This window comes from Streptomyces sp. NPDC029296 (assembly GCF_055569255.1).
The window spans coordinates 60,433-86,576 of sequence record NZ_JBVHXT010000012.1; the positions used below are offsets into that span (position 1 = coordinate 60,433).

Sequence of the window (26,144 nt, forward strand, 5' to 3'; positions counted from 1 at the left end):
TCGTTCCCGCATCCGCCGAGGCTGGTCTTCAACGACAGGCGACACAGTGCGTGAGGAGCACATGATGCTGACATTGGTGACTGGTACGACGGGACAGGTCGGACGCCGCTTCGTGCCGCGGCTGCTGGCCCAGCGGCAGCCGGGCGAGCAGGTGAGGGTCCTGGTGCGGGACGCGGCTCGTGACGAGCGCTTCGCGGGGCTGGGCGCCCAGGTCGCCGTAGGAGACATGCGCGACGCGGAGACACTCGGCGAGGCGCTCGCCGGCGTGGACGCCGTGGTGAACGTCGCCGCCTCCTTCCGCGGGGTGCCCGACGAGGAGGCGTGGGCCGTCAACCGGGATGCCGCGGTGGCCTTGGGCCGCGCCGCGCAGGCCTCCGGCGTGGAGCGGTTTGCGCAGGTCAGCACGAACAATGTGTACGGCGTCGGACGGGGCCGCCCGCTGACCGAGGAGGACGAGAGCCGGCCGGGCGGCGCGTTGTGGGGCGCCTACCCCGAGTCCAAGGCCGAGGCCGAGCGCGAACTGCTTGCGCTCAAGGGCTTGGACGTACGCATCGGGCGGCTCCCGTTCATCTACGGGCGACGACGACCCGCACCTTGCCAACTCCTTGCGCTGGGCCACCGGCTGGGCACCGCACCAGCGCCTGCAGATGACCCACCACGCGGACGTCGCCCAGGGCCTGATGCGTCTGCTGTACGCGCCGGGTATCGCCGGCCGGATCTACAACATCGCCGATGACGCCCCCGTCACGACGGTCGAGCTGTACCAGCTCAACGGCGTCCAGGTGTCTGCCGGGCTCCAAGAGTCCACGGACCCCGACCCGTGGTTCGGGATCACGTCCAACCAGCGCATCCGCCGGCTCACCCGGCCGCTCGGTCGGGCAGCTCTCCTCGGCCTGTGCGGGTGGCTCGGTCTTCCCTGTCCCGTCGGGGATCAGAAGACCTCTTTTCCGCTGTTGAGCAGCATCTGATGGTATTGCTTGTAGTAGTTCCCGAGGTCAGGGCTCGTCAGGCTGTATCCGCGCACAACGTCATCGTCCATCGTGATGGCGCAGAAGACGGTTCTCTCGTCAATGACAGCGATGCTCAGCACGTTGGTGACATCGATCTGAATATATTTGAGTCTGTATGCTCCCTTCCGGAGGCGACGCTTGCTGTGTTCTCGTTGCTCTTCTACCCACTCGCGCATGGCAGGGGTCGCGGGTTCGGGCATGACCCGGAGGAGCTTCCTGTGCGACTTGGCGTGCACCCAGGAGATGCACGCTCTGAAGTAGTCGTCCGCCGCCTTGTCGTAGGTGGGAGGAACACGCCGGAAGTAAGTGGCCCGGACCTCGAAGTCCGCCTCCTTGACAGCGCTGGTCAGAGCTTCGTAGAACTCCTTGGCGTTGCTGTAGTGGGTGGCCGTTCCGTTGGCCTCGGCGATCTTCTTGATTTCCTCTCGGTTGCCTTCGGTCAGTTGCCGGATCGACTCCATGCTATTGAATGCGAGACCGGCAATAAAAAGAGCGATCACCGGAACCCATCCGTTTGCAGTCCATGCCGCCTTTACCACATTCCATACGGTTAAGAACCCGGCTGCGAGGATCGGCCCCCAGATGGTTACACGAGCGCGCCATTTCTCGGCACCTAAACCGGCCGTTGATCTCACCACGACTCCCCTTTCACGGTCAGGACCTGCACCATGACCAGCATCCTCAGGCGCTTCTTCGCCGGTCAATCATGTCCACATGGTGAGACGGTTGCGGATGCGCGCCACGACGTCGAGGCGGACACGGGCTAGATGATCGATTCCAAGGGGTAGTTGCGGCTGCGGGGCTCAATGAGTTTTTCTGGTTCCTGCGTTCGGCGATCTCCGTGGGAGCAATCAGGTCCGGCTGACGGCCCTCGTCTGGGACAGTCGACGGGAGTAGATACTGGCCCTCAACGCAGGCACGGATGAGGAGCGCAACCAGTGACCAGCGACAACCGCATAGGACCGCCCAGTTTTGGCAGCGAACGCGACATGCTGCGGGATTTCCTCGACTACCACCGCGCAACCCTCGTCATGAAGTGCGAAGGGCTCACTGACGAGGAGCTGCGACAGCAGTCGATGCCGCCGTCCACGCTTTCGCTGCTCGGTCTGGTGCGGCACATGGCGGAGGTGGAGCGTGCTTGGTTCCGTCGAGTGTTCGAGGACCACGACGCGCCCATGGTCTGGTCCGACAAGATCGACTTCCAGGCGGCGTACGACGCGAGTGCGTCGACCAGGGACGAGGCGTTCGCGGCCTGGGAGGCCGAGGTGGAGAACTCGCGCCGTATCGAGCGGGAGGCCAAGTCCCTGGACCAGGCCGGGTATCAGCCCCGATGGGGCGAGGAGGTGTCGCTGCGGATGGTGATGGTGCACGTGCTCCTGGAGTACGGCCGCCACAACGGGCACGCGGACTTTCTGCGTGAAGGTGTCGACGGGACCGTGGGCGCCTGAGTCCGCGGGAGCCATTGCTCTCCACAGGCTGATCCGTTCCAGAGAATCACCCGCGGGGTTGGAAGGAGGGAGTCCAACGTCAGTGTGTGAAGACAGAGTTGGACTCCCTCGCCACGGCACTCTATGTGAAGACCGACGACCTGCTGAAGGACTCACCGCACCTGGCACCCTGGCGTCCGGCGGTCGGGATCGCTCCGCAACTAACCGATGCCGAGCTGGTCACGCTCGCGATGATGCAGGCCATGCTGGGCTTCACCTCCGAGGCCAAGTGGCTCCGCCACGCCCGCGCCCACCTGGGGCACCTCTTCCCCTACCTGCCCAAGCAGCCCGGCTACAACAAGCGCATACGCAAGGCCACCGAGCTGCTGCGGCGGGTGACCCGGGTGCTGGCAACCGACACCTCTGTATGGAGTGATGACGTGTGGATCGTGGACTCCACGCCGGTGGAGTGCGGACGCTCCCGCGAGACCGTCAAGCGCTCCGACCTGGCCGGATGGGCCGAGTACGGGTACTGCGCCAGCCACAGCCGCTTTTTTTGGGGCCTGCGCCTGCACCTGGTGTGCACCCTGCAGGGCCTGCCGATCGCCTTCGCCCTGACCGGGGCCAAGGCCGACGAACGCGAGACCCTGCTGGACCTGCTCGCCGCCGAACCGGAACTGGTCGCCGCCCGGGCCGGGCAGACGCTGATCGGCGACAAGAACTACTTCGGCCGCGCCTTCGAGCACCAGTTGGCCGAGCAGGACATCCGGCTGCTGAGGCCGGCCCGCAAGGACGAGCCGGAGCGGGCCGGGACACCCCTGTTCAAGCCGTTGCGGCAGGTCATCGAGTCGGTCAACGAGACCTTCAAGGGCCAGCTTGACCTCGAACAGCATCGAGGCCGCACAGGCGGTGTCATCGCCCGCGTCATGCAACGCATCCTCGCGCTGACGGCCGCGATCTGGCACAACGACCACACCAACCAGCCCGTGCTACGCTCACTGACCGCCTACGACCACTGACCTGTTGGAATCGATCACCTAGTACTGCAACGGTGTTTGCGGTGACTGATGGTCAGGTCAGGGGCTGTATCCGCGTTGTCTGTAGTGGCTGGTGCGGGCCTGGTGCTGTCGTCGGCGGCGCCAGGTCGCAGGAGGTGCTCGACGGGTGTGGGCCGGCGGTCGGCGGCGGTGGTGATCTCGTGGAGGTCGTCGTCACCGCGCGCGAATAGGGCCCGGGCGCCGCGATCGGTGAGGATGGCGGCGGGGACTGGGGCGAGACCCCGGTGGGAGGAGCCGACGAGGGTTGCTCCGGGATCGGCCGGATGGGTCAGCGGCGCCGAGTGGTTGATGGTCGTCGGGACGCCGAGCGCCTTACGGACGGGCCCGGCGTGCCGCAGACCGCGGTGGAGCTTCGCTACGAAGGTGAAGTCGATCCCGGCTTCGCGCACGCAGCGGGCGACAGCATCGGGGCACAACTCCAGGGACAGACCGAGAGCCTCGGGAACATCGGCACTGCCCGCCTTGGAACTGACACTGTGACCGCCGTGTTTGCGACGGGGATGCCGGTGGCGGCGACGACGATGGCGGACAACGTCGAGACGTCGACGGTGTGGGCGCCGTCGCCTCCCGTACCGACGATGTCGACGACCCGGCTGCCGTCGACCGGGGGCGGAACGACCCGCTCCATGAGTGGGTCGAGGAGCCCGCGCAGCTCGCCTGCGGACTCGCCCTTGGCGCGCACGGCCACGAGGAATCCGGCCAGTTGCGCGGGCTCGGCGGCGTCGTCCACGACCTGACGCATGGCCCAGGCCGTGTCCTCGGGTCCGAGTCGGTGCCGGCGGGCAGGCGCGGCCAAGCGCGGGCGGCGGGTGTCACGGGGGTCTTCTCGGTGCAGCCGGCCCCTGGTGGTGCGGGGGCGAGGGGCTGCGGGACGGCCTGAGGTCCGCGGCTGTGCCCGGCTCGGCATGACCCGCGCACTGCTTCGGACAAGGTTCGCCACGCTGCCACCGAATTCCTCCTGCGGCTCACCGACTCGCCCACCAAGCCGCCCCGGCGCTGTCCGAACCTCATGAACAGCAACTGCTGAGACGTCGAGCTGACGCCTGCCGGTGGTCTTCTTTTGCCCCCTGCATCACCGCCTTTTGGAAGTGGTCGGTCGCATGCCACTTGGCCCCAGTCGTCGGCCTTGATCGCGGACCGAAGCGCACTACGGCACCATCCGCGGCCTGCGCGCCGGCGGCCCGAGGAACCTCTTATCCGGGGGTGCGGCGGGGGAGGGTCAGGAAGCGCTGCCGCAGCCGGAGAAAGTGCTGCTGGTCCGGGCCAGGTAGATGCTGGCGCCGCCCTGGTCGTCGCTGAGCAGCGGGACGGTCAGGGTGTCGTCGGCGGTCCAGGGGTAGCCGTTCACGTCGAAGGTCCAGGTGCCGGTGACCTTCGTCGCCAGCTCCGACAGCGCGACCCAGCCGTACTGCGCCGGCGGCACGCTGATGGTGAGGCTGTTGCCGAGTTCGTCGGTCAGGCTCTGGGTGACCTTGCCGTTGATCTGTGTGCTGATCTTCGCGGTGACCGGGGTCGCGCCGCCGGTGCCGAGCTCGGTGCCGAGGCTGAAGCCCAGCTCGGACTGCCAACCGGTGGTGCGCTTCATGGAGAACGTCCAGGGCACCGCCGCCGTCGTGCCGTTGTACCAGACGGGCGAGACGCACTGCTGCGGCAGCGGCGCGGCCGGGGCCTGGACCCGGGTGCGCCAGGAGCAGCTGGAGGTGTCCTTGACGCAGCGGACCGCCGCGTGGTCGACGGCCGCAGCGATGGCGGCCTGCTGGGCGCTCGCGGGCAGCCGCCACTGCTGGGCCTGGCTGCCGTTGCAGCCGTAGGTGTCGGTCCAGGCGTCATTGTGCTGTGCGTTGTACCATACGTCCAGACACTTGTCGTCCTGGGCGTTGCGGACCATGAAGGCGCCGGAGCCGCCGGCGACGGGCTGCAAGTACCAGCGTTCGCCGCTGCGGCCGTCGCAGGGCTGCTGGGTGAGTGGCAGCCCGGCGGTGGCGCATTTGCCGGTGTCGTCGTTGACGAGGGTGAAGGAGCCGTCCGTGCCGAGGTTGGCGCTCCACTTCTGGTGGTAGCCGGGGGCACTGTTGGTGACCAGGAAGACGCCGTTGCCGGTGTTGCCGTTCTGCACGTCCAGACCGCGGCCGTTGCTCACCGAAGTCAGCGTCAGGCCCGTCAGCTGAGCCGGGTCGGGGGCGACGGTGGCGGCGCTCGCGGGGGCCGCCGTCCCGGCGGTGACCCCCACGAGCACCGCGAGCGCGCCGAGTCCGACGGCGGCCGCGCGCCGGGCCCGGAACCATCGGGATATGGGCTGGTCTACCATGGGCTGTCCTTTCGCCGGTTGCAAGACCCGGGGAAACTAGCCCGCGCGGGTTCCGGCACGGCGTGCAATCCCGGTAATCGTCCGGGTAAACCCGCTCTTTCCCGTCAACGGCCCTTTCCGGACACCCCCCGGTGCCCCGCGTCAGCGCCTCAGGGTTGGCGGAGAGACGGTCCAGACCCAGCAGGGCCGCGCCGAGCACCGGGCGCGCGGTGACGACCCGGACCCAACGTGGGCGCGCGGGCCGCCAGCAGGGCCCGGTCGCCGTCGTCCAGTCGGGGGTGCCCGGCAGCGAGCGCGCTGCCGCTGAGCAGCATCGGGGCCAGTTTTGTCCAGTGGCCTTGCCCTGTCCGCCGCGTGTCACAGCGCCTCCTCGGTGAGCAGCCGCAGCCTCAGTCACTGAAGATTCGGCCGACGGCCGGGAACCGCGCGGTACGGTCGTCAGGCCGCATCCCCACGCAGTTGACGCTCGCCCCGCAGACCACCGCCACGCCCAGTGGCTTGGCGACGCCCGCCCGCAGAATCGCGAAGGTGTCGTTGCGGACTTCCACCGAGCCGCCCCAGTCGGGCTCCTCCAGCCCGGTCGCCAACTGTTCCTCCTCCACGGGCAGACCGGCGTTGGAGAGACAGGCGGAGACATGAGTGATCCGGTCGAGCCCCGCCTCGGCGAGCGCGTCGAAGGCCGCCGGCACGCCCACCCTTTCCTCGGTCTCCGGGTGTCGCTGAGGCGGGGAGTTTCGGACGCCGGAACCTGGTGACTCAGGGACGCTCTGGGCCACGAGCTTCCGCAGGGTGGCGGGGGTGGCGTGCGGTGCACTGGCCATCGCTCTGGTGGTCCGGGCTTCTCGGTGTGCGATGCGCGAAGCGGATACGCCCGGAGTCCCGAGAAACGCAGCGTTCCCCGGGTGCGGGGTCAGCGCAGGGTGAAGCGCTGGTCCTTGCCCTTGTTGCACGACCAGAGGATCACTGGGGTGTTGTTTGCGGTAGAACCGCCCTTCACCGACAGGCACTTGCCGCGTTGGTTTCCCTGGTTCGGATGGACGTTGCACTTGCTGAGGTTGCCCGCGCAGTTGATCCAGAACTCCTGGTTGATGCGGCCGTTGCAGCTCCACAGGATCGGCTGGCGGCCCTTGCTGTAGTCGCTTCCCTGAATGTCCACGCAGAGCCCGCCGTTACTCACCGGCCTGATGGTGTAGGTCGGGGGAGTGGAGCTGACAGTGACAAAGGACCACTTCTGGTTGGCACCCCCCACGCACTTGTACTGGTCGATCTTTGCGCCCTTGCGGATGCCTCCGTGCGCGGTGATGCATCGTCCGCTGGTGTGCTCGGGCTTCCAGTACGCCGAACTGGGCAAGTAGGAGGAGGCTACCTTGGCGCTGGACCCATCGGGCTGTGCGGTGGCCGGCTGCCGCGGGCTTTCGGCGCTCGCGCTTTGGGCATTGGGAGCACCGGCCAGCGCGAGCAGCGCGGCGCCGGCCAGTGCGGGCAGGGCTGATTTGAGGCTCATCATGAGGTCTCCGAGGTTGGAGGTGGAGGGCGGGGAAATCGGATCCAGCCGTCCCGTGTGCATGGGGTGTCTCGGCACGCTTCCGGCCGGGGCCCAGGGAGCGCCGATCAAGGCGAGCGCTGTACGCCACGCAGCCGCTGGTGCATTTGTTGCCTTGCTCCGCCGAACAAACGGCGCAGCGACTCCCGCAGGGGGCGCGGCTATACCCAGCTGATAATCGGAGTGCATTGTTCCCCGCTGCGCATCGGATTGGTGGTCGTGCCTTCACTCACGAAGATAGGCAGATCTGTCGCCGTGCACATCCAGCACAGGTTTACCTTGGTGTTCACCCGACGCGGTAGGGACGTCAACTGAAGTGGTAGAGTACGGCTTTCCTCGGCACTGATAACAGCGCCTAAAAGAACGGGCGCTTGGTGCCTTCGGTTACACGTTTCCCGTCTCGCCGTCGGCGATGAACCGTGTCAGGGAGCGCTCCAGCAGCTCCAGGAACTTCCGTAGATCATCGGCCACCTTGTCGAGCTCCGGCTCGCCCAGCGACGCCGTCCGTGTCCGGTAGACAGCCCCATCAGGGCCCGGCGTAGGCCAGGCCGCCGCCGTTCGATCCGATGACCAGGCCATGGGACTTTCGGTCTGTGCCGGCATCGACGATGCCAGTCCTACTGGAGCTGCTGCAGGACGAACATCATGGCCACCGGTGACGGTGCCCCCGTCCTCATCGACCCCGCAGTGTCCTATACCTGACCGGAGGCCGACCTCAGCATGCTGTGGTGCTCGCCGCGCCCAGCCGTCGCAGAGCGCTTCTTCGCCGCCTACCGGGAAATCGCCGGGCTCCAGGACGGTTGGCAGGCGCGGATGCCGATCCTCCATCTTCGCGAACTCCTCAGCACCATCGCGCATGGTGACGACGACTAGGACGCTGCTGAAGCAGTCCGAGAGATCGTGAGACCGTTCCGGAACCGCGGGGGGATCGTGCCGCGCGAGACAACCTGATCTTGTCGGTGCCGAGGGCGACGCTTCCCAGGGCCACGCGATGAGACATCTTTCGAGCGTCTGGAGAACCGTCCCACTTCGGTTCGACTGCCCACCCGGGGGCGGGGCTGTCCACGGCGGGGGCCAGCATCGGCTCGGGCAAGGACCAGCTCATGCTCTGATGCCTTCCGCACGGCCACTACCTCCCCGGGCCGGGCGACGAGCACTTCACGCCGCTCGTCATCGAGAGCGGAGCGGATGTTCGACCAGTGCGACCGAAACAGGTTGAGCAGGTCCTCGGCGTTCACGCGGTACTACTTGTGCGTGCGTGCCGCATACGAAGAACCGGGGTGCCCTTCTGCGTGCGTGTCGCTACGAAGGGCCGGGATGCCCCTGGTGGATGAAGGAGGCCCAGAGCGCCGGCCGGGTGAGACCCGGCAGTTCGGCCTCGCCCGGGGTGAGTACGTCCAGCACGCCGTCGGGCAGCCGACGCCCCGGATCCAGCATCCACAGCTGCGCCGCTCGCAGGGCGCCGGCCGGATCGAAGCCCTCGACGGCCACGAAGTGGTGGAAGACCGCCATCATCAGCGCGGAGGTGTTGTCGGTCGTCGTCCACCGTGAGCCGACGACGTTCCGCGCGCCCCGCGCTATGAAGGCCGTTGCAAGGGTCAGTGCCTCGTCGTGGTCGCGGGTGCTCAGATCCGTCTCGCACGCGCTCAGGACGACCAGCGGCCCGCTGGCCGGCCGAGCCGTGTCCTCGGCCGGGCAGTCCAGCAGGCGCGTTACGGTCAGCATGCCCGCGTCCGGCAGGGCTCCGGGGCCGCCCAGCCCGGCGGGCCAGGACTCGGAGTCGCCGGGGAACGCCAGGCTGAGCGCCGAGACGGTCGGACGCGAACCCGCGGAACCGTGCGACGCCACATGCAGCAGCGAGAGCGACCGCTCGTGTCCGGCCGTCAGCAGCTCCAGCAGTTCGGCCGGAGTTCCGGGCGCCTCCGGGGGAGCGGGCGGCTGGTAGAAGTCACCGAACAGCCTCGCCCGCGGATAGAAACCGGCGTGCAGCGCGCTGATCTCCCGTTCCGCGTGGGTCAGTGTCAGCCGGGGATCCGCCACCAGCACCGGCGCCGAGTCCACCGGGATCCTCTCGCGCCCCGCCGCGAGGAGGAACTGACGGCCCGAGGCGGCGTAGCTCACCACCATGTCCTGGCAGGCGTAGCGGTACCCGTCCCCGTCGCGCACCCGCGCCGCGTGCCAGGGCACCACGCCCAGGTTCCCGCAGGGCACCAGGACGACCCGGGGCGCGGCGGGCGGATGGTCCGCACTTTCGCCGGCGCCCGAGCGGAGTCCGGCGGCCAGCTCGCAGACTTGTGCCATCACCCCGGACCAGGCCCAGTCGCAGAGCTTTCCGAGGGCTTCCTCCCAGGCGTGCTCGGCGGCTTCGTTCCGGGACCGGGACCGGGCCGCGGCCGCGTCCAGGTATCCGGCCAGCGGCCCGCTCCCCTTGCCGGACAGGGCGGGCACCAGGGCGCTCACCGCCCCCGTCTCAGGGGCCAGGACGAGGGCCATCCCCGGATTCTCCGCGTCCCCGGGCACCAGGTAGACCAGCATGTCGGTGTCGGCCGCGGCTGCCGCGTCGCACAGTTCCTCGATCGTCGGGATGTCGAACAACTGCCGACGATCATCGTCGCGCCGGTAGCCGAGCGCTTCCAGCGCGCGGCGGCGCAGACTGCTGGGGAGCTGCCCGTCCGGCTCACCTGACCGCGAGGCGGACGCCTCGCCCCAGGCGTCGGCCAGCTCTCGCCTCCCCCGCGCCCGCAGCAGCTCGGGCACCCCCGCGGAGGCCGAGGCGGCCTGGAGCACCAGCGCCCGGCTCCATTCCAGGGCCTCGACCGCCTCGGCCGGGCGACCGCACACCGCGGCCCAGCGGGCGACCAGGACCCCGCGTTCGCCGCCGCTCCTGGCCGTCACCAGGCCGTGCTCGGCGCCGGACTGCAGGAGAACGTCGGCGGCGACGGAGTGCAGGGAATCCAACGCGGCGGTGAAGGCCGCATCCAGGTCGGCCGGGTCCTCGGTGTGGTCGGACCGGCAGGCGTACGCCTTGGCGAGGTGCCACAGGACGTTTCCCGCGAGCAAGGTCTCCTCGCCCCGCCGGATTCGCTCACGGATCCGTTCGAAGCCCGCGATGGCCTGATCGAGATCGGCGGGATCCTTGGTGTGGTCGTACAGGGAGAGCAGGCCCACCGCTGTCGGGAACTCGCCCTCCTCGCTCGCGGGCGGGATGGCGAGGCCTGCGCGGATCAGCTCGGGGTCGTTCTCCTCCCGGCCGCGCTGGATCCGGATCAGGCGGGTCAGCTCCCGGGTCAGCTCCTTGAGGGACGGTGACAGATCCTCCAGCCGCACGGCTTCCTCAAGGCAGGCGTACCTGCGCCGTCGATCCGAGGCGTCGCCGCGCAGGGCGCCTCGTGTGTCGTAGGCATGGGCCAAGGCCAATAGGATGTTGACGGCGATGTCGTCGTCCCGCGGTGCACTGTTCCGAAGGCTCACCAGTTCGTCGAGGACCGCGTCCAACTCGGCCAGGTCTTCTGCCTGTCGGGCCCGCTCCAGTCGGGACAGCGCAAGGACGGTCCGGGTCATCACGGTGAGACTCAGTGGGGACCGGGTCTCGGCGAGGCGCTCCACCGCCGCTTCGAGGAGCTGGTGGCCGACTGCCGCGTCCTCGAGGCTCCCGCCGACCGCCTCGGCGCCGCCCACGACCGCGGACCGCAGCGCGTCCACCATGGCGTCCAGTTCGTGCCCCGCCGGGAGCCGGCCGGAGACGCCCGCCATGCGGCCGAGCGCCGAGTCGAGCAGGTCGGGGTCACCGTTACGGAAGGCCGTCAGCGCTTCCCGCAGGGCCTGGGGAATGGCGTCCAGTGCGCGGTCCTCGGGCCGGAGCGGGGGGTGCACCGGGTCCCGGTCCAGTTCCTCGTTCATCTTCCGGAGCGTCTCCGGGCTGATGAAGCCCGGGTGAAGGGCCTGGAGCGCGGACAGTACCCGGGCTCTTTCCCGTGACTGCGCCTCCGCCGTGCCCGCCTCGGACCGATCGGGTTGGCCGGACCGGAACTCCTCAATCGTGGACGCTGGTTGCTCCCGGAAGCGTTCCCGGGCCTTGCTCACCGCCGCGATCTGATCGGCCCAAGGGAAGTCGTCCGGAAGCACGCCGGCGAAACGCTCGCCCGTCACCCGGGAAGCACCGCCCGGCCGCAGCATCTCCGTCAGCAGGCCGAGTGCGGGGACCGCTCGGTCGAGGACCTGCCGCAGCTCGGGCGGCATCGGCAGAGCCTGGACGTCGGTGAAGAGCCGGGGCAGTTCCGCGACGTCGAAACTCCCACCGTCCTTGAGATACCAGTCCATGAAGGCCGCGTGGTCGGGAAGCCCTCCCGCGCGCCCGCCCAGCTCCGGGCCCGGGAACAGCGTCACCAGCAGCCCGAACGCAGCACACCGCCGCTCCCATTCGGGTGCCTTCGGCTCGGCGTCGCGGATCTGGCGCATGTACCTCAGCACCCGCCCGCGGTCCTCGGCCGCGCCCCCGCTCGGGCCGGCGTACCGCAGCGCGAGCAGCACGCCCAGCCGTGCGACCACCGTATGGCGCACTGCCTCGCGGGAATCCAACAGTCGCTCCAGCTCGGTCAGTTCACTGATCGCCCGGTCCTGGATCCCCGGTTCGGACATGACTTCTAACCGGGCCGCTGCCGGGACCTCGGTGAACGGAATCAGCGGATCGGCCCGGGCCGCGGCGTCCCGAGCCCACATCCGCAGTGCCTGTGCCCCACCGCTGTCGTCACTCATCGCTTCCCCAATCGAGCCGCCTGCCCCGTCTCACGGTCCTCGCATCATGCCCAGTCGAGCGCCGTCGGTGGCGGATACGGGGCACCGGACGCAAAACGACCTGGATTCAACCACATACCGACCGCAACCCGGCCGGTGGGCGGAGATCGCCGGCTGGTCGAGCACGACTACCGCGAACTCCAACACCGTCTGGGCCTCGACCACTTCGAAGGCCGCACCTGGCGCGGCTGGCACCACCGCTTCACCCTCGTCACCGCCGCCCAGTCCTTCCTCACGCTCCGGTGGCCCGACCCAAAGCACACACGCCGGCCTGACTCGCCACCAGGTCCTCGACGCCCTCCCGCGGCGGACATCGCCCCCGGCGACCGCACTGGCGGCTGCGGGACCGCCCTGGACGGCCTCGCCACGGACGAGACCGGCGACAGCACCATCTCCGTCGAGGACTACGCCGTCGCCCTCCTCGAACCCGCGGGCTCGGCTGCCGGCTCCTGCTGTGGTGATCGTTGTCGGACCGGGGGCGGGGTGCGTTCGGCGCGGGCCTTCATGCTCGGAGGTGACGAAAGGGTGGCGTTGCGGCGGCCGTTCCCGGTCCTGGAGCGGCGCTCGCGGTGGTGTGGGCGTGCCCGGTCAGGAGCGCCAGACCACGGCGTGGTGCGAGCCCGCCAGGTAGGTGGCCAGGGGCGTTCTGATCGACACGCCCGCCAGGGTCCCGCTGTTGTTCACCAGCGTGGCCGCGCTGTAGGGGTCCCCGGGTGCGGTGCCCAGCATGGTGGGCGTCCCGTCGGCGGCCCAGCGTACCGCCAGCCTGTTCTCCCGGGCGGGGTTGCCACTCCAGAGGTCGCCCGCGACGAGTCCCGCGTCGTTGATGTCGGCGGGGGAGCCGGCGGAGGCCGGGTACTCGGCGGGGACCGCCAGCACGGTGACGGCCCCGCCCGGATTCCAGCGTTCCGCCGTGCGGGCGCCGGTGTCCTGGTCGTAGTGCGTGACCGTCACGGAGCCCCGGGCGTTCAGGGCCGTGGCGGCGGCGGAGGGACCCAGGTCCCGCAGGACGCCGCCCGGATTCCAGCGCACGGCGTGGGACTGCATGTCGCCCGCGGGGTACGCCCTGCGGCTGTCGCCGATGACCACGCCCGCGTCGTTGATACCGGTGGCGTCACTGGCGTCGTGATCGGGCCAGCGCTTGCGGGCCGCGGCCCCGAGGTCGGCCGGTACCCCCGACGCGCTCCACTGCACGGCGTGCCGGGCGGTCAACCCGCCGTTCCAGGAGTACCCGACGACGACGCCGGCGCGGTTCAGGGCCACGGGCACGCTGTAGGCGTCGCCGGACAGCGGGGGCAGCTTCACGATGCCGCCGTCGGGCCCCCAGACGACACCGAGACCCTCGTCGCTGCCACCCTCACCGCTCCAGGAGACCCCGATGACCGCGTCCGCGTCGTTCAGGGCGACGGCCCGGCTGTGGGCGTCGCCGGGAAGGGGCGCCAAGGGCGTGACGACCCCGTCCGGGCTCCAGCGGACGGCGTGGCCGTGCCGGGCCGCGGAGGCGGTCGCCTCGGGCCATGAGTAACCCGCCGCGCTGCCGGCCGCGTTGACGCCGACGGCTCTGCCGTACAGGTCGCCTGGGGCGGGTGGCAGGGCGGTGATGCCGCCGTCCGCGCCCCAGCGCACCGCGTGATCTCTGAAGGAGGCCCGGTAGACGCCGTCCGCGGGGCTGGAGTAGCCGACGATCACCCCCTCCTCGTTCAGCCCTGTCGGGTCGCTGTACCAGTCGCCCGGCAGGAACGGGAGCTGGGTGAGGGTGGGAACGTTTGTCGCGGCGGGGGCCGGGGAGGCGGCCGCCACGACGCAGACGGCGGCCAGGGCGGCGGCGGTGAGACCCGCGCGCAACCGCCCCGGACGGAGGTGCGGGTCCCGCCCCGGATGGACGCGCGGGTCCGGTAACGCGGGTGACGAGGGGGTCCGGCTCGCAGTGTGCGCGGTCATGGCTTCTCCGTGAGGTGGACGGCCGCGGGCGACGGTACGGGGCCGAGCGTAGTGCGCACCACCTTGGTATGGACATGCCGGAAACATGAACACCTCCGAGTACTCCAGCGCGACTTCGTGCTCTATCCGCTCGAGTGGTCGCCGAGTCGGCGCCGGCAGTGGCTGCGGCGGGCGGTGACTTGATGACGTCTGCGCCAGTATGGCCAGTGCGGCAGCCTGTGGGGGCACGTGCTGGTGGGTTCAGCACGCCCGCACCGTCGTACTGCCCGGCCCCGGGCTTCGCCGTCCTGTACGGCGACGCGGACGCGTGGGGGAGGTGCTGCTCGCGGCGGGTCCACCCGTCCCGCGCCGGTTCCGTTCGTCCAAGGGCCACTGTTCGGTCCGCCCTGTTCAGCTTGGCCGCCGCCCGGCCCGCCGCCCCGCGCCGACGGCCGCGCGTGCCGGCCCCGCGCGGCGGCCGCGGTCGGCGTCTCGTCAACCGGGTCGGCCGGTCTCCGGCCGTGGCGCGCCGGAAGCTCTCTTCTGGACACCCCAGGGGGAGGAACTGCTACCGACCCAGCCCCGAACTGTCTCCCACTCCACTGCCTGACCCCTGCCGGACTACGCTGACCTCCCAACCCGGCATCGCCGGCTGCTTCGTGCCTTGGCGGCGGGAACGCTCGCCGAGCGCGGCCTGCCGGGTTCCCGGGACGTCCTGCGCGCCTACGTCGGGCTGCCCGGCACCGACTGAGCCGCACGGTGCAGCGAAAACGGCTGCCGCCTGCCGTGGGCGGTCATGAGCACGCAAGCCGTATGCTGCGATGGTCCGGCGAGCCGCCCGTTGAAGGGAAACCGTCCCACCGTGTTCCGAGAGACCCCCGTCTACGACCGCCTCGTCGCCGAACGCGGCGACATCCCCGTCCAGGTCCGCGGTGAAGCCGACCGGATACGCCGCGACCTGGCACAGGTACTGCCCTGGGCGGCCACCGCCCATCCGAGCGCACCGCAGAACGTCTTCGAGCCCAAACACCTCCCCACCGCCCTGCGAGGACGGTGACAGCAGTGGCCGAAGACAGCACCCGGGTGGCGACGAGGAGACAAGCGGGCACGTGACGTGTGCGAAGGCATGCTTGATCGCCGAGCCCCCGTCCGACTGAGACCTTCCGGTCATCGACTGCCCGCCCCGGCCGGTGTATCCGCGTTCCGCCACCCCGCCCGGTCAGTCCCCGCCCCGCCCTGATGGGCCCCCTCGCCCGCGCTCCGCAGCTCCGCGCGCCTAGTGTGCCTGTCCGGCCCCGCTCGCGGCGCGCCTCCAGTGCGGCAGCTGACGACCGCGAGACGGTGTAGACCCGCATGGTCGTGGTAACACCAGCGTCGGAACCCGGCCACCGGACCCTTAGTGGGCGCCGTAGGTGTCGGTCGTGCGCAGGACGGAGGGCCGGGCGGGCGGGGCGGCCAGCGCTGGAGCAGGTAGTGCTCGGTGATGGTGTCGGGGACGAGGCCGACGGCGAGGTCACGGCCGCGGGTGTGGACGCGCAGCCGGTAGTTGCCGGGGCCGGCCGCCGCCAGGGAGGGCAGGTCGTCGTCCGGGTCGGTCGTGAGGGAGATGACGTGGAGGGCACCGGTGCACATCGAGGTGTCCGAGACCGTGACGCCTCACTTCCAGGAGTGGCGCAACAGGCTGGAGCGTTACGGCGTGGAGGCATTCCCGGTCATCTGGTGACCGATGGCCCCGCCGCCTGACTCCGGCTCTTCCGCGTTGCGCGAGCAGGTGCCGCAGGACGCCTGCGTGGTCACTCCGGTAACACGCGGTTCCGCCGGGACGGGGGCTCGAGGCACCCGGTCGAACCGGCCGAGCAGCGCGGTGAGGAGGACCGCCGTCAGGGTTCCGGCGACGACGCCGCTGCCGAGGATCGTACGGGCCCACTCGGGGAACCCCGCGTACAGCTCCGGACTGAGCAACGGCAGCAGTCCCACCGTGAGCGCGAGCGCGGCCGTCAGGTTGCCCGTACCCGGGCCGGACAGGTCGGCTCGGCGGAGCATCTCGACGCCCATGACGGCGATGACGGCGTAGACGACGAGTGCGGAGCCGCCCACGACGGCCTCGGGTATGCCGGCCAGCGCCCGCGACACGGGCGTGGCCAGGCCGGCGACGATCAGGAGCACGCCTGCCCCGGCGGTCACGAAGCGGCTGCGGACCCCGGTGAGCCGGCCGATGCCGATGTTCTCGGCGCTGGTGATCATGAGGGAAGTGCCGAACAGCCCGCCGGCCAGGGAGACGAGGGCGTCGGCGCGGGCGACGCGCGGAACATCCCGTTCGGGAGCGGGGGTTCGGCCCACGGTCTCACTGTTGAGCACGGTCTGCCCGGTGATCTCGGCCAGCGTGGTGAGGCTGAACACGAGCAGGGGAAGGGCGGCCACGAGGTCGAAGCGCGGTGGACCGAAGGGCAGGAAAGCGGGCAGCGCCAAGCCCTTGCCTGGCGCGGGGGCGAAGGCGCCGAGGCCGGTCGTCACCGCCAAGACGGTTCCGGCCGCCATCCCGATGAGGACGGAGGTCTGACGCCAGACTCCGCGCAGCAGCACGTACGCGGTGACGGTCGCCGCGACCGTGAGCGCGGCCAGGAGCACCGCGCGCGGCTCGCCCCTGCCGTCCGGGCCGGTGACGAGCCGGGCGGCGACGCGGATCATCGCGATCCCGATGAGCAGGACGGTCACGCCCATGACCAGGGGTGGGAGGAGCCGTACGACACGGGTGTACAGGGGCAGTACGGCGAGCAGCAGCGCTGCCGCCAGGAGGACGGAACCGGTGGCGGTCGGCGCGCCGTGTTCCTGGGCGATCTGGAGGAACAGTGCCGTCGCGGCACCGCCGGGCAGCATGACGAACGGCAGGCGGCCGCCGATCCGCCACACCCCGAGGGACTGGAGCAGGGCGCCCGCGCCGCACAGCAGCAGGACGGTGCTCAGCAGCGAGGCCGTAGCACCGGGCGGCATCCGCAGGGTGCCGGCGACGAGGAAGACGGTGGAGACGGGGGCGGCGATCATCGCCAGGACGTGCTGGGCGGCGAGCGGCACGAGCCGCCGCAACGGCACCCGCGCGTCGACGGCTTCGGGGGAGCGGGGGGCGGGAGGGGCCGGGATGCTCGTCATGCCGTCGCGTCCAGCCACGGGATGTCGGCCGCCGTGTAACGGTAGGCGCGGAAGACGGCGTTGGGTTCGGACGGGAAGAGGCCCCGGACCTCGCTTTCGCGGTAGCCGGCGAAGTACGGGACGACGTACTCCCAGCACAGGTAGCCGTCCTTCGTCACCTCGAACAACCGCCCGGACGGAGAGTCGGTCACGAGCGTGTTGCCGTTCGGCAGGCGCTGCGCGGAGCCCATGAAGGGTGCGAAGAAGAACTCGCGGGCCGGGTCGTGGTACTCCCACACGATGTCCCCGCCCGCCCGGTCGATCTCGATGACGCGGGAGTACGGCACGTCGTGGCCGGGCCGGAAGACGCCGTTGTCGAAGACCAGCAGCCGGCCGTCGTCCAGTTCGGTGGGCGCGTGCTGCTGGCTGACCGTGCCGGGGCGGCTGCGCCAGAGGATCTCGCCGCTCTCGCGGCTGATGACGACGAGGGCCGATACGCTGCGCAGGCTGGCGAGGATGTTGCCGTCCCGCAGGGGCGTGACACTGTTGATGAGGGGCCAGTGTTCACGGGCGTACGCCTCGTGCAGCGGGAAGGACGCGCGGTCGAGGTGCTCGGCGGCGCGCCAGGACCACAGGAGTTCACCGTCCGGGCCGACCTCCCTGATGGTGTCCGCCCAGACGGTGCCGCCCGCGGCTTCGGAGCCGGGCGCTCCGCCCCGTACGGCCGCCGCCTGGGCGCCGGTCAGGGCCTCCAGGGCCGTATAGAGGATCCGGCCGTCTTCGAGGTGGTGGGCGTCGTGGTGCTGGAGGGGGTCGCGATGCTCGCGCAGTACCGTGCCGTCGGGTGCGGCGCGGAGCATGACGCCGCCCCGGTACTTGTGCCACATCGGGAAGAGGGCCTTCTCTCCCGGGAGTACCCCGTTGTAGGCGAGGGTTCCGTCGGCCAGGAGGCGGGCGTGACGGCCGGGCCGGTAGGGGAGGTCCCAGCGGTGGACGGTGCGGCCGTGGATGTCGACGAGGTAGATCTCGCCGGTGCCGGTGAGCGGTGCGTAGAGGGTGTAGCCGTCGCACACGGCCGTCTCGTCGAGGGCGATGAGGCCGGTGGGACGCCGGCGGCGTGAGTTCTGGTCGATCGATGGCACGTCGGACCTCCTCATTGCTTCAAATTTTCTTTGATGTGATCAATCGACTTTGACAGTAGAGAGGTTGTGTGACGGGCGTGTGTCGGCGGTACGAAACCGCCTGCGGCCTCTCGGCGTGTGCCGCGTAAGGTGCCGTCAGGCATCGGCGACCAGCGAGAACGGCGCCGCGGGGCGGGAAGGGACGGGACGACCATGGAGGCCGGGAACACACCTCGGGTCGGTGCTGCCGTACGGCGTCGCCGCCGGGCACTCGATCTGACGCTCGCCGAAGTGGCGCGGCGCAGCGGGCTCTCCTCCCCGTTCCTGAGCCAGATCGAGAACGACCGGGCGCGCCCCAGCATGCGCTCGTTGCAGCGGATCGCGGACGCCCTCGCCACCACGGCGGTACAGCTCCTCGCGGCCTCGGACGAGACCCGCACGGTCGACGTGGTGCGCGCGGGCGACGACAGTGGCCTCGACCTGCAGGCGCGCGTCCGGCCGGTGGTGCGCGGCCGACATCAGCTGCACGCGCTGGAGTTCGTCGGCGAGCACGAGGCGGACCGCGAGTTCCTGCACCGCAACGACGAGCTGATGTACGTGGCGGACGGCTCGGTCGAGGTGGAGGCCGAGGGGCGGATCCACCGGCTGGGGCGCGGGGACACGCTGCTGCTGTCCGGCGGCGTCCGGCACCGCTGGCGCTCCACCGAGCCGGGCGCGCGGGTCCTGGTGGTCGCTGTCGGCGACCACGTGGAGGTGGTCGAGTCCTGAAGGGGGACACGGCGCGCCGGTACGCCAGCCCCGGTCCGGCGCGGTTCAGCCCCGCGGCAGCAGGCAACAGGGCCCTGCTGCGAGAGCGTATCCGGCTCCAGTTGGTGCCCACGGTCCCATCGGCTCCTACTCACTGCCCGCTATGCCGCACTCGCTGATCGACCGGGCGAGCAGTCACCAGCGGTCCGACCTGGCCAACTGCGGCAACGCCGACAGCCCGGCATGGGCCGGTATCCCCTCGGCCTGCCGTGCAGCGTGGTCTCGGTCCGGCCGCGACCGGAGCGTGTGACGAAGACTGTCCGGGCCGGCTCGGGGTCCGGGTCGTGAGCGTGGTCAGCAGCCGGCCGCCGGGCGCAAGCCGCTCCACCCATGCGGGCGGGGCGCACGGCACTCCGACGGTCCGCGGCTCACTCCGTGCGGTGCGGCGGGTGGCGGGCGACTTTCACGCGGACCTCGGTGGGCATGTCGGGCAGGCCGGTGGACCGGTGAGCGGTCCGCAGCGGGCCCTCGCACAGGGCGCCGAGGACGGCGCCGGGGGCGCCGTGCGGGGTGAGGGTGAGTCCGACGCGGGTGCGCGGGCGGGCGGGGCGGCCGGTGATGCGTACGGCCGCGTGCCGGACCTCCGGCAGGGCACCGGCCTCGGCCGCGATCGCGTCGCTGAGGGCGTGGTCGCGCAGTTCGACGCCCTCCCGCGGGGGCGTGCCGCCGACGGGCAGCGCGCCGGGGCGGCGCCGGTTCAGCTGGGTGAGCAGCCACCACAGGGCGAGCAGGGCGGCGATGGCGAGCGCGGCGATGACCGCGGGCCACCACCACCAGCCCTGGCCGCTCCAGCGGGCCCGGTCGGCGGAGCCGAGCAGGACGTCGTCCGGGGCGGTCAGGGGCCAGCCGTCGGGCGGGCCCAGGTCGTGCCGCCGGTAGAGGTCGAACCCGGCGAAGAGGATCAGCAGTCCGCCGCCGAGCAGGACCAGTCCGGCGAGGGCCAGCAGAGTGCGGTTGAGTGCGGATCGCGGGGTCATGGCGCGGGCTCCGGGTTCTGCGTCAGCCGGTGCGTCGCCGCACCCGTACGACGATGCGGGGAGGGGCTGCGAGGGCGAGCCGGTCGCGTTCCTCGTCGAGGGCGGCGGCGAGGTCGTCCTTCACTTGGCGGGGGTCGCGGAAACGGACGTCCGCGCGGGCTTTGACGCGGTGGCGGCGCACCCGGACGCGCGCCGCGCCGACGCCGGGGACCCGCAGGGCGGCGTCGCGCAGCAGACCGGCGGCGCCGTCGCGGTCCAGGGAGGCCCGCAGCCGGCGGCAGCCGGCGGTCGAGCGCAGGGGCAGCCAGTGTCGCAGCCCGGGGGTGAGGGCCAGAGCGATCAGCCAGAGGCCGGCGGCCGCTGCCGCGGCGGCTCCCGTGAGCATCCACACGTCGTCCACGGGGCGGGTGGCCAGCGCGTCGGTCAAGTGGCGCCGCCAGGCCGCCGAGGGGCGTCCGGCCCGTACGGCGACGACGTCGGCCAGTGCCGCGACCGCCGCCACCAGGATCACCGCGGCGACCAGTGCGGCCGGCAGGCGGCGCGCGGACCACGGGCGGTGGGTCCGGCTCCCTCCGCCGCGCTCCTGGGCCGTGGTGTCCGGCTCGGGTCCGGTGTGCCCGGGCGGGCCGGGGTCGGGTGCGGTGTCACGGCCGGGCGGGCCGGGGTCGGGTGTCATCGGGGGTTCCCTTCCCGCGCGGCGGGCCGGGCGGTCCGGGGCGCGTGGCCGTTCACCGGACCCGCCCCCGGCCCGGGTCGGCGGCGGTCACCAGCCGCCGGACGGTGAGGGCGACCTCTCCGACGCGCAGGCCGGTCAGGTGGGCCACCCGTTCGGCCACGTCCCGCTGGATGCGCTCACAGACGTAGGCGAGGTCGGCCGGGTAGGGCAGGTCCATGGTCAGGTGCAGGCGCACCGATCCGTCGCGCACCGCGGCGGTGACGCTCGGCGCCGCCGGCGCATCCGGGCGGGGCGGCACGGCCGCGCGCCGCGCCTGCGCCGTGCGGGCGGCCCGGGCGGCGATGCGCGCGACCACCCGGTCCGGGATGACAGTGGCACCCCGCTCGGCCGGGGGCGGCAGACCGGTGGCCGGTGCCGGTCCCGGCACCTCGCCGGCGGAACCGGTCCGGCTCCTCACCGCTGCCTCCGTGTCCCGAGGCCGAGGTCGCCCTGCAAGGCGAGGCCGGCGATCAGCCCTGCCGCACCGAGGACCAGGACCAGCAGGAAAGCCCAGAAGCCGCCGAAGTAACCGGCGAAGCCCAGGGCCATGCCGGCCACGAGGCCCGTCGTCGCTGCGTTCATCTCGCACTCACCCGTCTCGCCCGCGCCCGCCCGGGACGCGGGGGTGGATCACCGCACGCGGCCCTCGTCCGGTTCGGCTTCTTCTTCCTCGTCGGGCAGGTGGACGTCGTCGACGGCGATGTTCACCTCGACGACCTCCAGGCCCGTCATCCGCTCCACGGCGCCGATCACGTTGGTACGCACGCCACCGGCGACATCGACGATGGAGACGCCGTACTCCACGACGACGTCCAGGTCCACGGCGGCCTGCCGCTCGCCGACCTCGACCTTCACCCCCCGCGTGACCCCCACGCCGCCGCCTGTGCCGGGCACGCGGTCCCGCACGGCGCCGAAGGCGCGGGCCATGCCTGCCCCGAGGCTGTGGATGCCCGGTACCTCGCGGGCGGCCATGCCCGCGATCTTGGCCACCACGCCGTCCGCGATGGTGGTCTTCCCCCGCGTCTCGGCCGGGGCCCCGGCCCCGGTACGACCCTTCAGCGCGCTCACGCCCGCGTCGGGCCGGCTGCCCCCGCCGACGCTGGTGATGTTCTCCGTCATGGCGGTCGCCCCGATCGGTTGGTCGGACACCGGTGTGGCGCCCTCGAAAGGTTGGATACGGCAGGCGGGGTATTTCTCACACACATCTGATGTGACATGCATCACAGCGCGGTGCCCGGGTTACCCGGACGGTCCGAGCCCTCCGCGGACAACACCATGACCGGACGCACTGCTTATCCACCGCCGGAATACGGGCTGCCAGACGGATTCCTGGCCATACGGGCGGCCGAGGGGGACGAGGACGCCTTCGCCGTCCTCGTCCAGCGGCACGGCGGGCCCCTCCTCGCCCTGGCCCGCGGCATGCTCGGCAACCCCCAGGATGCCGAGGAGGCCGTTCAGGACGCCTTCGTCAGCGCCTGGCGGCGGCTGCCGGAGTTCCGCCGCACCGCGGAGTTCCGCACATGGATGTACCGGATCACCGTCAACCGCTGCCTGGCCGTGCGCGGCCGGCGCCGGCCGCCGCCCCTGCCGCTGGACACGGCCGCCGAACCCGCGGCGCGGGACGCCCGGAGCCAGCCCGCCCGCTGTGCCGAGCAGGAAGCGGCCGTCGCCGCCCTGTCCCGCGCGCTCGGCGGTCTCCAGACCGGGCAGCGGCTGTGCTGGATCCTGCGCGAGGTGCAGGGCCTGTCCTACAAGGAGATCGCCCAGATGACGCGGACCAGCGAACAGACCGTGCGCGGCAGACTCTTCCGGGCACGCCGATCCCTCCAGGAGGCGATGGGCCCATGGCGCTAGACGACGCGCGGGCGCGCCCCGCGGCATCCGCCCGGCCCGCCGGCCCCCCCGTCGGTGCGCCGCCGTACGCGGGTGACGTGGTGCTGCCCTGCGGCCGGCTGCTCAGCCGGGTCTGGGAGCAGGCGCGGGACGCGGCGCCGGCCGCCGACCCGCACACCACCTCCTGTCCGCACTGCCGCGAGGCCGTCGAGGGACTGGCCACGCTGGACGCGGCCACCCGGGCGCTGCGCGCCGAGGACGCCGCCGCCCACCAAGCGCTCGTCGGCCGTGTCATGGACACCGTCAGGGCGGAGGTACGGCTGGGACGGCTGCTGCCCTTGGCCGACCCGGACCGGGACCTGCGGATCACCGAGCGCGCCGCCGCCCGGGTGCTGCGGGAGGCGGCGGACGCGGTTCCCGGTGCGCGGACCGCGTCCTGCCGGCTCGCGCCCGAGGGCGAAGGCGTCGGCGTGCGGGTGACCATCACCCTGGCCGCCGCCGCGGACCGCCCGCTGCCCGACCGGGCCGGTGAGGTGCGCCGGTCGGTCCTCCACTCGGCCGGACAGGATCTGGGACTCGCGCTGACGGCCGTCGACATCACCGTCGTCGACCTCCTGGCGCCCGACCCGCCCCCGCACCCGGGTCCGGCGAGCGGTGACGATGTGCGATGTCCTCCGCCTGGCCGGCCGCGTTCCTCGGCGTCGCGGTAAAGGCGGCCCTCGCGGTTCCCGACGTGGCGCCCCTGCCCCGCTTCTCCCACCACCTGGCGATGGCCGCTGCCCCGCCCGGACGGGCGCCTTGCCGAACCGCGTGGCGCCCGAGGCCGGCTCTACGACGTCGAGGGACCCGGCGAGCTGCAGGCTGCGACGTGGGCCCAGCCGGCATCCCGTTCTGCGCAGCCGGGCCTCGGCGCACCACCAGCTGGTCGAGCTGGAGGCCAAGTCCGAGATCATCCGCGAGCCGGCCCGCACCCGGCGAATCCGCCTTCCATGAGAGGCCCCGGCCGCTACCACCCGCTGCTCACCGCGGACGGCCGACCGGGCGGGCGATCGAGGCCGCGCACGAGCGCGCGAGCGCGCGACCGAGCGGGTGCCGGAGTGGATCGAGGACGAGGTGGCGATGATCCGGTACGGCAAGGACGGCATTTACCGGGTGCGGCCGCCCGGCGGTCCGGTCGCCGCACGCTTCCGCCACTACGAGGCTCGCGCCGGTCGGCCCTTGCTCCATGACCATCTGCTGCTGTCCGTGAAGGGGCAGGGCCTGAACGGGAAGTGGGCCTCGATCCACACCACAGCCCTGCACGAGAGCACGGTCGCGGCCTCCACGCTCTCCATGCGCGAGCGCCTGGCGTTCGTCCTGCACGACATGTTCGCAGTCCCGTTCCATGAAATCGGCCGGATCCTGGGCAAGTCCACCGCCGCCACCAAGATGGTCGCGATCCGCGCCCGCCGCAAGGTCCACTCCACGGACCGACCGGCGGACTCCGGCCGCGAGCATCGAGAGGTCGTCCAGGCCGTCGGCGCCGCCGCCCGCAGCGGCGACTTCGAAGCGCTCTCGCGTGTCCTCGACCCGAACGTGGAGCTTACTGTCGTGCGTTCACCCTGTCGGCTGGCATGTTGCCGGGCATTGGCGAGCGGTCCGGGCCTGCCCTCGGACCGGACCGCTCACCGCGTGCTACTCCTCGCTAGGCGGCTCGGCCCGCCGGGTGGAAGTTGATGCGTTCACGGATGACGGGGAAGCCGGCCTTGGTGAAGTTCGCGGCCATGGGGAAGTTGGTCTGGTCCGTCGCGCCGGTGATGAACTCCGCGCCCTGCTCGGCGAGGAAGTGGGTGCACTCCGCGAGGAGGTCGTAGGCGTAGCCGCGACCGCGCTGTTCCGGGATGACTCCGATGAAGCCGATGGTCGGGCCGGAGGGGTTGTGGGCCGGGATGTGGATGCCGGCCAGGTCGCCTTCCGGGGTGTGCGCGATCTGCCACCACTCCCGTGGGGAGGGGCACCAGTGGAAGAAGTCGAGTTCCTCCTGGGCGGCCCGGTCGAGGCCGCCCTCCTCGATGGCCCTGAGCGCGTGGGCGTCCAGGGTGGCGGAGTGGATGCGGCGCAACGCGTCGAAGAACACGGCGTCGTCGGGTTCGGTGCTGAAGCGCAGGCGTCCGGGCCGCTCGGGCAGACCTCGCTCCGGGGTCCAGCGGTACAGGAAGCGTTCCACCGTGAGCTCGTAGCCTGCGGCTCGTGCGGCGGTGAAGCGCGCCTCGGCGTCGGCGCGCAGGTCGGTGTTCTCCCGCCAGCCGCCGGGCAGGTTGATTTCGAGTTCGACCTGCCAGGGAGCGGAGCGCAGGAGTTCGGCCCCGGCCTCTTCCTCGCCCTCGGCCACGTCGAACCAGTTGATGTTGACGGGCTCCGAGTCGTCGGGTCCGCCCCACCAGGCGCCGCGTGCGACGACTTCGCCGTCGCGCAGGGCGACGCGCTTCCAGTCGGGGCGGAACCGGGTGCGCTGATGGCCTTCACGGGCGCCCAGGGGGTCGGGGAGTGTGTCGAAGAGATGGGCGTCGCTCGCGGAGAGCGCGCGGATGACCGGATCGGTCATGAATTCCTCCGGGATACAGGCTGCTTGGAGCGCTCCCGGTCAGAACTCACGTGCCACGCCGGGACAGCGGAAGGGGGAGCGCTGGAAAGGTGTGAACCGCACGGCACTCGCCTCCTTCCGTTCGTCTCAGGGCGTGAAGCCACACAGTACGTGATCTTCCGGGGGTCCGTCCACGGATTTCCGCACCCCTTGAAGGAGGACTTCCGGGCGGTACCCGGCGGCTTGTCGGTGAGGTGCGGTTTGACGCGGGGACGCGTTACCGGCGGTCTACCTTGTCTACGCGGGTCGGCGGGGACCCGCAGCGGTCGACCGGGAGTTGTACATCCCGCGCTCAGGGCAAACGATCCGGTTCCTGGACGCAGGGCATCGTGCCGGCTGGGTTTGCGGACAGCCGTTGCCAGGCCCGTTTGGGGAGGCTGTCATCGATCTCACCGATCCTCACCCCGGCAGCACCCAGATGCTGATCCGCCGCAACCGCACCACTGGTGAACCTGCCTTCCACCGTTGTTTCTCGCCCGGCCCAGTGTCCTCGACGACGCTGGTGCGGATCGCGGGTTCAAGGCGGCGTGTGGAGGTGACCTTCCAGGTCGAGAAGGGGCTCGCCGGGCTCGACGAGTACCAGGTCCGCCGCTTCGTCTCCTGGAACCGCTGGGTCACCCGCGCCATGCTCGCCCACGCCTTCCTCGCTGCCGTCCGTGCCAACGAGCACGCCCGGCACCCCGCTCCGGAGGAGCTGGGCCCGCTCACCTGCAATGAGATCCAGCGCCTGGTCGTGCGCCCCGTGCACGACGCCGCCCACCGGCTCGGCTGGTCCGACCGGCGGCGACGTCATCAGGCCCGGTCCCGAGCCGGTCACTACCACCGGCAAGCCGCGAACCAGACATGGTTGGCCGAGCACGATGGTTGGCAACTGAGCACCGC

Annotated in this window: 19 protein-coding genes and 6 pseudogenes; 10 read left to right on the plus strand and 15 right to left on the minus strand. The window is 71.3% G+C overall.

The genetic code is table 11. The features are described 5' to 3' along the window. The first annotated feature begins 64 nt into the window (after positions 1-64). Positions 65-968, plus strand: a pseudogene (locus ACZ4W9_RS12915) (NAD-dependent epimerase/dehydratase family protein). Here the strand turns inward: ACZ4W9_RS12915 and ACZ4W9_RS12920 are convergent. Next, positions 932-1,714, minus strand: a complete 783-nt coding sequence (locus ACZ4W9_RS12920; RefSeq protein ID WP_467935209.1) for a hypothetical protein — start codon at positions 1,712-1,714, stop codon at positions 932-934. The pseudogene ACZ4W9_RS12915 and the gene ACZ4W9_RS12920 sit on opposite strands and share 37 nt — an antisense overlap. 234 nt (positions 1,715-1,948) lie before the next feature. On the opposite strand from ACZ4W9_RS12920, the gene ACZ4W9_RS12925 reads away from it, so the two are divergent. Both ACZ4W9_RS12925 and ACZ4W9_RS12930 read left to right on the plus strand, forming a co-directional pair. After that, positions 1,949-2,458 (plus strand): DinB family protein, encoded by a 510-nt coding sequence (locus ACZ4W9_RS12925; protein WP_467935211.1) that lies wholly within the window; start codon positions 1,949-1,951, stop codon positions 2,456-2,458. 86 nt (positions 2,459-2,544) lie between these two features. Next, complete coding sequence (locus tag ACZ4W9_RS12930; RefSeq protein ID WP_467935212.1) at positions 2,545-3,456, plus strand: IS982 family transposase; 912 nt, start codon at positions 2,545-2,547, stop codon at positions 3,454-3,456. Positions 3,457-3,470: 14 nt separating this feature from the next. On the opposite strand, the pseudogene trpD reads toward ACZ4W9_RS12930, so the two are convergent. The 5 genes and pseudogenes from trpD to ACZ4W9_RS12955 all read right to left on the minus strand — a co-directional run bounded on the left by trpD (position 3,471) and on the right by ACZ4W9_RS12955 (position 11,984). Continuing rightward, a pseudogene (gene trpD / locus ACZ4W9_RS12935) lies at positions 3,471-4,402 on the minus strand (anthranilate phosphoribosyltransferase). A 312-nt stretch (positions 4,403-4,714) separates the two neighbouring features. After that, complete coding sequence (locus ACZ4W9_RS12940) at positions 4,715-5,803, minus strand: RICIN domain-containing protein (RefSeq protein WP_467935213.1); 1,089 nt, start codon at positions 5,801-5,803, stop codon at positions 4,715-4,717. 401 nt (positions 5,804-6,204) lie between these two features. Then, positions 6,205-6,624 (minus strand): annotated as a pseudogene (locus ACZ4W9_RS12945) (hypothetical protein); the annotation flags it as partial. An 89-nt stretch (positions 6,625-6,713) separates the two neighbouring features. After that, positions 6,714-7,310, minus strand: coding sequence for an RICIN domain-containing protein (locus tag ACZ4W9_RS12950; protein WP_467935214.1), 597 nt, complete (start codon positions 7,308-7,310; stop codon positions 6,714-6,716). A gap of 1,338 nt (positions 7,311-8,648) precedes the next feature. Next, positions 8,649-11,984 carry a CHAT domain-containing protein gene (locus tag ACZ4W9_RS12955; RefSeq protein ID WP_467935216.1) on the minus strand — a complete coding sequence of 1,112 codons (3,336 nt, stop codon included), beginning with the start codon at positions 11,982-11,984 and terminating at the stop codon, positions 8,649-8,651. Between the two features lie 273 nt (positions 11,985-12,257). Here ACZ4W9_RS12955 and ACZ4W9_RS12960 point away from each other — a divergent pair. Continuing rightward, a pseudogene (locus ACZ4W9_RS12960) lies at positions 12,258-12,445 on the plus strand (IS701 family transposase); the annotation flags it as partial. A 283-nt stretch (positions 12,446-12,728) separates the two neighbouring features. Here the strand turns inward: ACZ4W9_RS12960 and ACZ4W9_RS12965 are convergent. Then, the gene (locus tag ACZ4W9_RS12965; protein WP_467935217.1) at positions 12,729-14,081 is read right to left on the minus strand and encodes a hypothetical protein; all 1,353 of its coding nucleotides are present in this window, start codon (positions 14,079-14,081) and stop codon (positions 12,729-12,731) included. Between the two features lie 841 nt (positions 14,082-14,922). On the opposite strand from ACZ4W9_RS12965, the gene ACZ4W9_RS12970 reads away from it, so the two are divergent. Beyond that, complete coding sequence (locus ACZ4W9_RS12970) at positions 14,923-15,117, plus strand: hypothetical protein (protein ID WP_467935218.1); 195 nt, start codon at positions 14,923-14,925, stop codon at positions 15,115-15,117. 632 nt (positions 15,118-15,749) lie between these two features. On the opposite strand, the gene ACZ4W9_RS12975 is transcribed toward ACZ4W9_RS12970, so the two are convergent. Further along, positions 15,750-17,207 (minus strand): uracil-xanthine permease family protein, encoded by a 1,458-nt coding sequence (locus ACZ4W9_RS12975; protein WP_467935220.1) that lies wholly within the window; start codon positions 17,205-17,207, stop codon positions 15,750-15,752. Further along, a complete protein-coding gene (locus ACZ4W9_RS12980; protein ID WP_467935221.1) occupies positions 17,204-18,328 on the minus strand; it encodes an aryl-sulfate sulfotransferase in 1,125 nt (374 codons plus the stop codon). The genes ACZ4W9_RS12975 and ACZ4W9_RS12980 overlap by 4 nt, the downstream gene beginning before the upstream one ends. 192 nt (positions 18,329-18,520) lie before the next feature. Between ACZ4W9_RS12980 and ACZ4W9_RS12985 the strand changes: the two genes are divergently transcribed. Further along, complete coding sequence (locus ACZ4W9_RS12985; protein WP_467935222.1) at positions 18,521-19,075, plus strand: helix-turn-helix domain-containing protein; 555 nt, start codon at positions 18,521-18,523, stop codon at positions 19,073-19,075. Positions 19,076-19,482: 407 nt separating this feature from the next. On the opposite strand, the gene ACZ4W9_RS12990 is transcribed toward ACZ4W9_RS12985, so the two are convergent. The 5 genes from ACZ4W9_RS12990 to ACZ4W9_RS13010 are packed head-to-tail and all read right to left on the minus strand — an operon-like array spanning position 19,483 to position 21,925. Then, positions 19,483-20,091, minus strand: a complete 609-nt coding sequence (locus ACZ4W9_RS12990) for an alkaline shock response membrane anchor protein AmaP (RefSeq protein WP_467935223.1) — start codon at positions 20,089-20,091, stop codon at positions 19,483-19,485. Between the two features lie 22 nt (positions 20,092-20,113). Then, on the minus strand, positions 20,114-20,767 hold the full coding sequence (locus ACZ4W9_RS12995; RefSeq protein WP_467935225.1) for a DUF6286 domain-containing protein: 654 nt from the start codon (positions 20,765-20,767) through the stop codon (positions 20,114-20,116). Between the two features lie 52 nt (positions 20,768-20,819). Next, positions 20,820-21,224, minus strand: a complete 405-nt coding sequence (locus tag ACZ4W9_RS13000) for an Asp23/Gls24 family envelope stress response protein (RefSeq protein ID WP_467935226.1) — start codon at positions 21,222-21,224, stop codon at positions 20,820-20,822. Continuing rightward, on the minus strand, positions 21,221-21,388 hold the full coding sequence (locus tag ACZ4W9_RS13005) for a hypothetical protein (RefSeq protein WP_467935227.1): 168 nt from the start codon (positions 21,386-21,388) through the stop codon (positions 21,221-21,223). Before ACZ4W9_RS13005 ends, ACZ4W9_RS13000 begins: the two co-directional genes overlap by 4 nt. A 48-nt stretch (positions 21,389-21,436) precedes the next feature. Further along, positions 21,437-21,925 carry an Asp23/Gls24 family envelope stress response protein gene (locus ACZ4W9_RS13010; protein ID WP_467935324.1) on the minus strand — a complete coding sequence of 163 codons (489 nt, stop codon included), beginning with the start codon at positions 21,923-21,925 and terminating at the stop codon, positions 21,437-21,439. Between the two features lie 156 nt (positions 21,926-22,081). Between ACZ4W9_RS13010 and ACZ4W9_RS13015 the strand changes: the two genes are divergently transcribed. From ACZ4W9_RS13015 to ACZ4W9_RS13025, 3 genes and pseudogenes are all read left to right on the plus strand, one after another. Beyond that, positions 22,082-22,660 (plus strand): RNA polymerase sigma factor, encoded by a 579-nt coding sequence (locus ACZ4W9_RS13015; protein WP_467935229.1) that lies wholly within the window; start codon positions 22,082-22,084, stop codon positions 22,658-22,660. Then, positions 22,651-23,349 carry a hypothetical protein gene (locus ACZ4W9_RS13020; protein WP_467935230.1) on the plus strand — a complete coding sequence of 233 codons (699 nt, stop codon included), beginning with the start codon at positions 22,651-22,653 and terminating at the stop codon, positions 23,347-23,349. The genes ACZ4W9_RS13015 and ACZ4W9_RS13020 overlap by 10 nt, the downstream gene beginning before the upstream one ends. Positions 23,350-23,710: 361 nt before the next feature. Next, a pseudogene (locus ACZ4W9_RS13025) lies at positions 23,711-24,229 on the plus strand (relaxase domain-containing protein); the annotation flags it as partial. Positions 24,230-24,323: 94 nt separating this feature from the next. Here ACZ4W9_RS13025 and ACZ4W9_RS13030 read toward each other — a convergent pair. Next, on the minus strand, positions 24,324-25,223 hold the full coding sequence (locus tag ACZ4W9_RS13030; protein ID WP_467935231.1) for a GNAT family N-acetyltransferase: 900 nt from the start codon (positions 25,221-25,223) through the stop codon (positions 24,324-24,326). Positions 25,224-25,485: 262 nt separating this feature from the next. On the opposite strand from ACZ4W9_RS13030, the pseudogene ACZ4W9_RS13035 reads away from it, so the two are divergent. Beyond that, a pseudogene (locus tag ACZ4W9_RS13035) lies at positions 25,486-26,097 on the plus strand (IS701 family transposase); the annotation flags it as partial. Between the last annotated feature and the right edge of the window lie 47 nt (positions 26,098-26,144).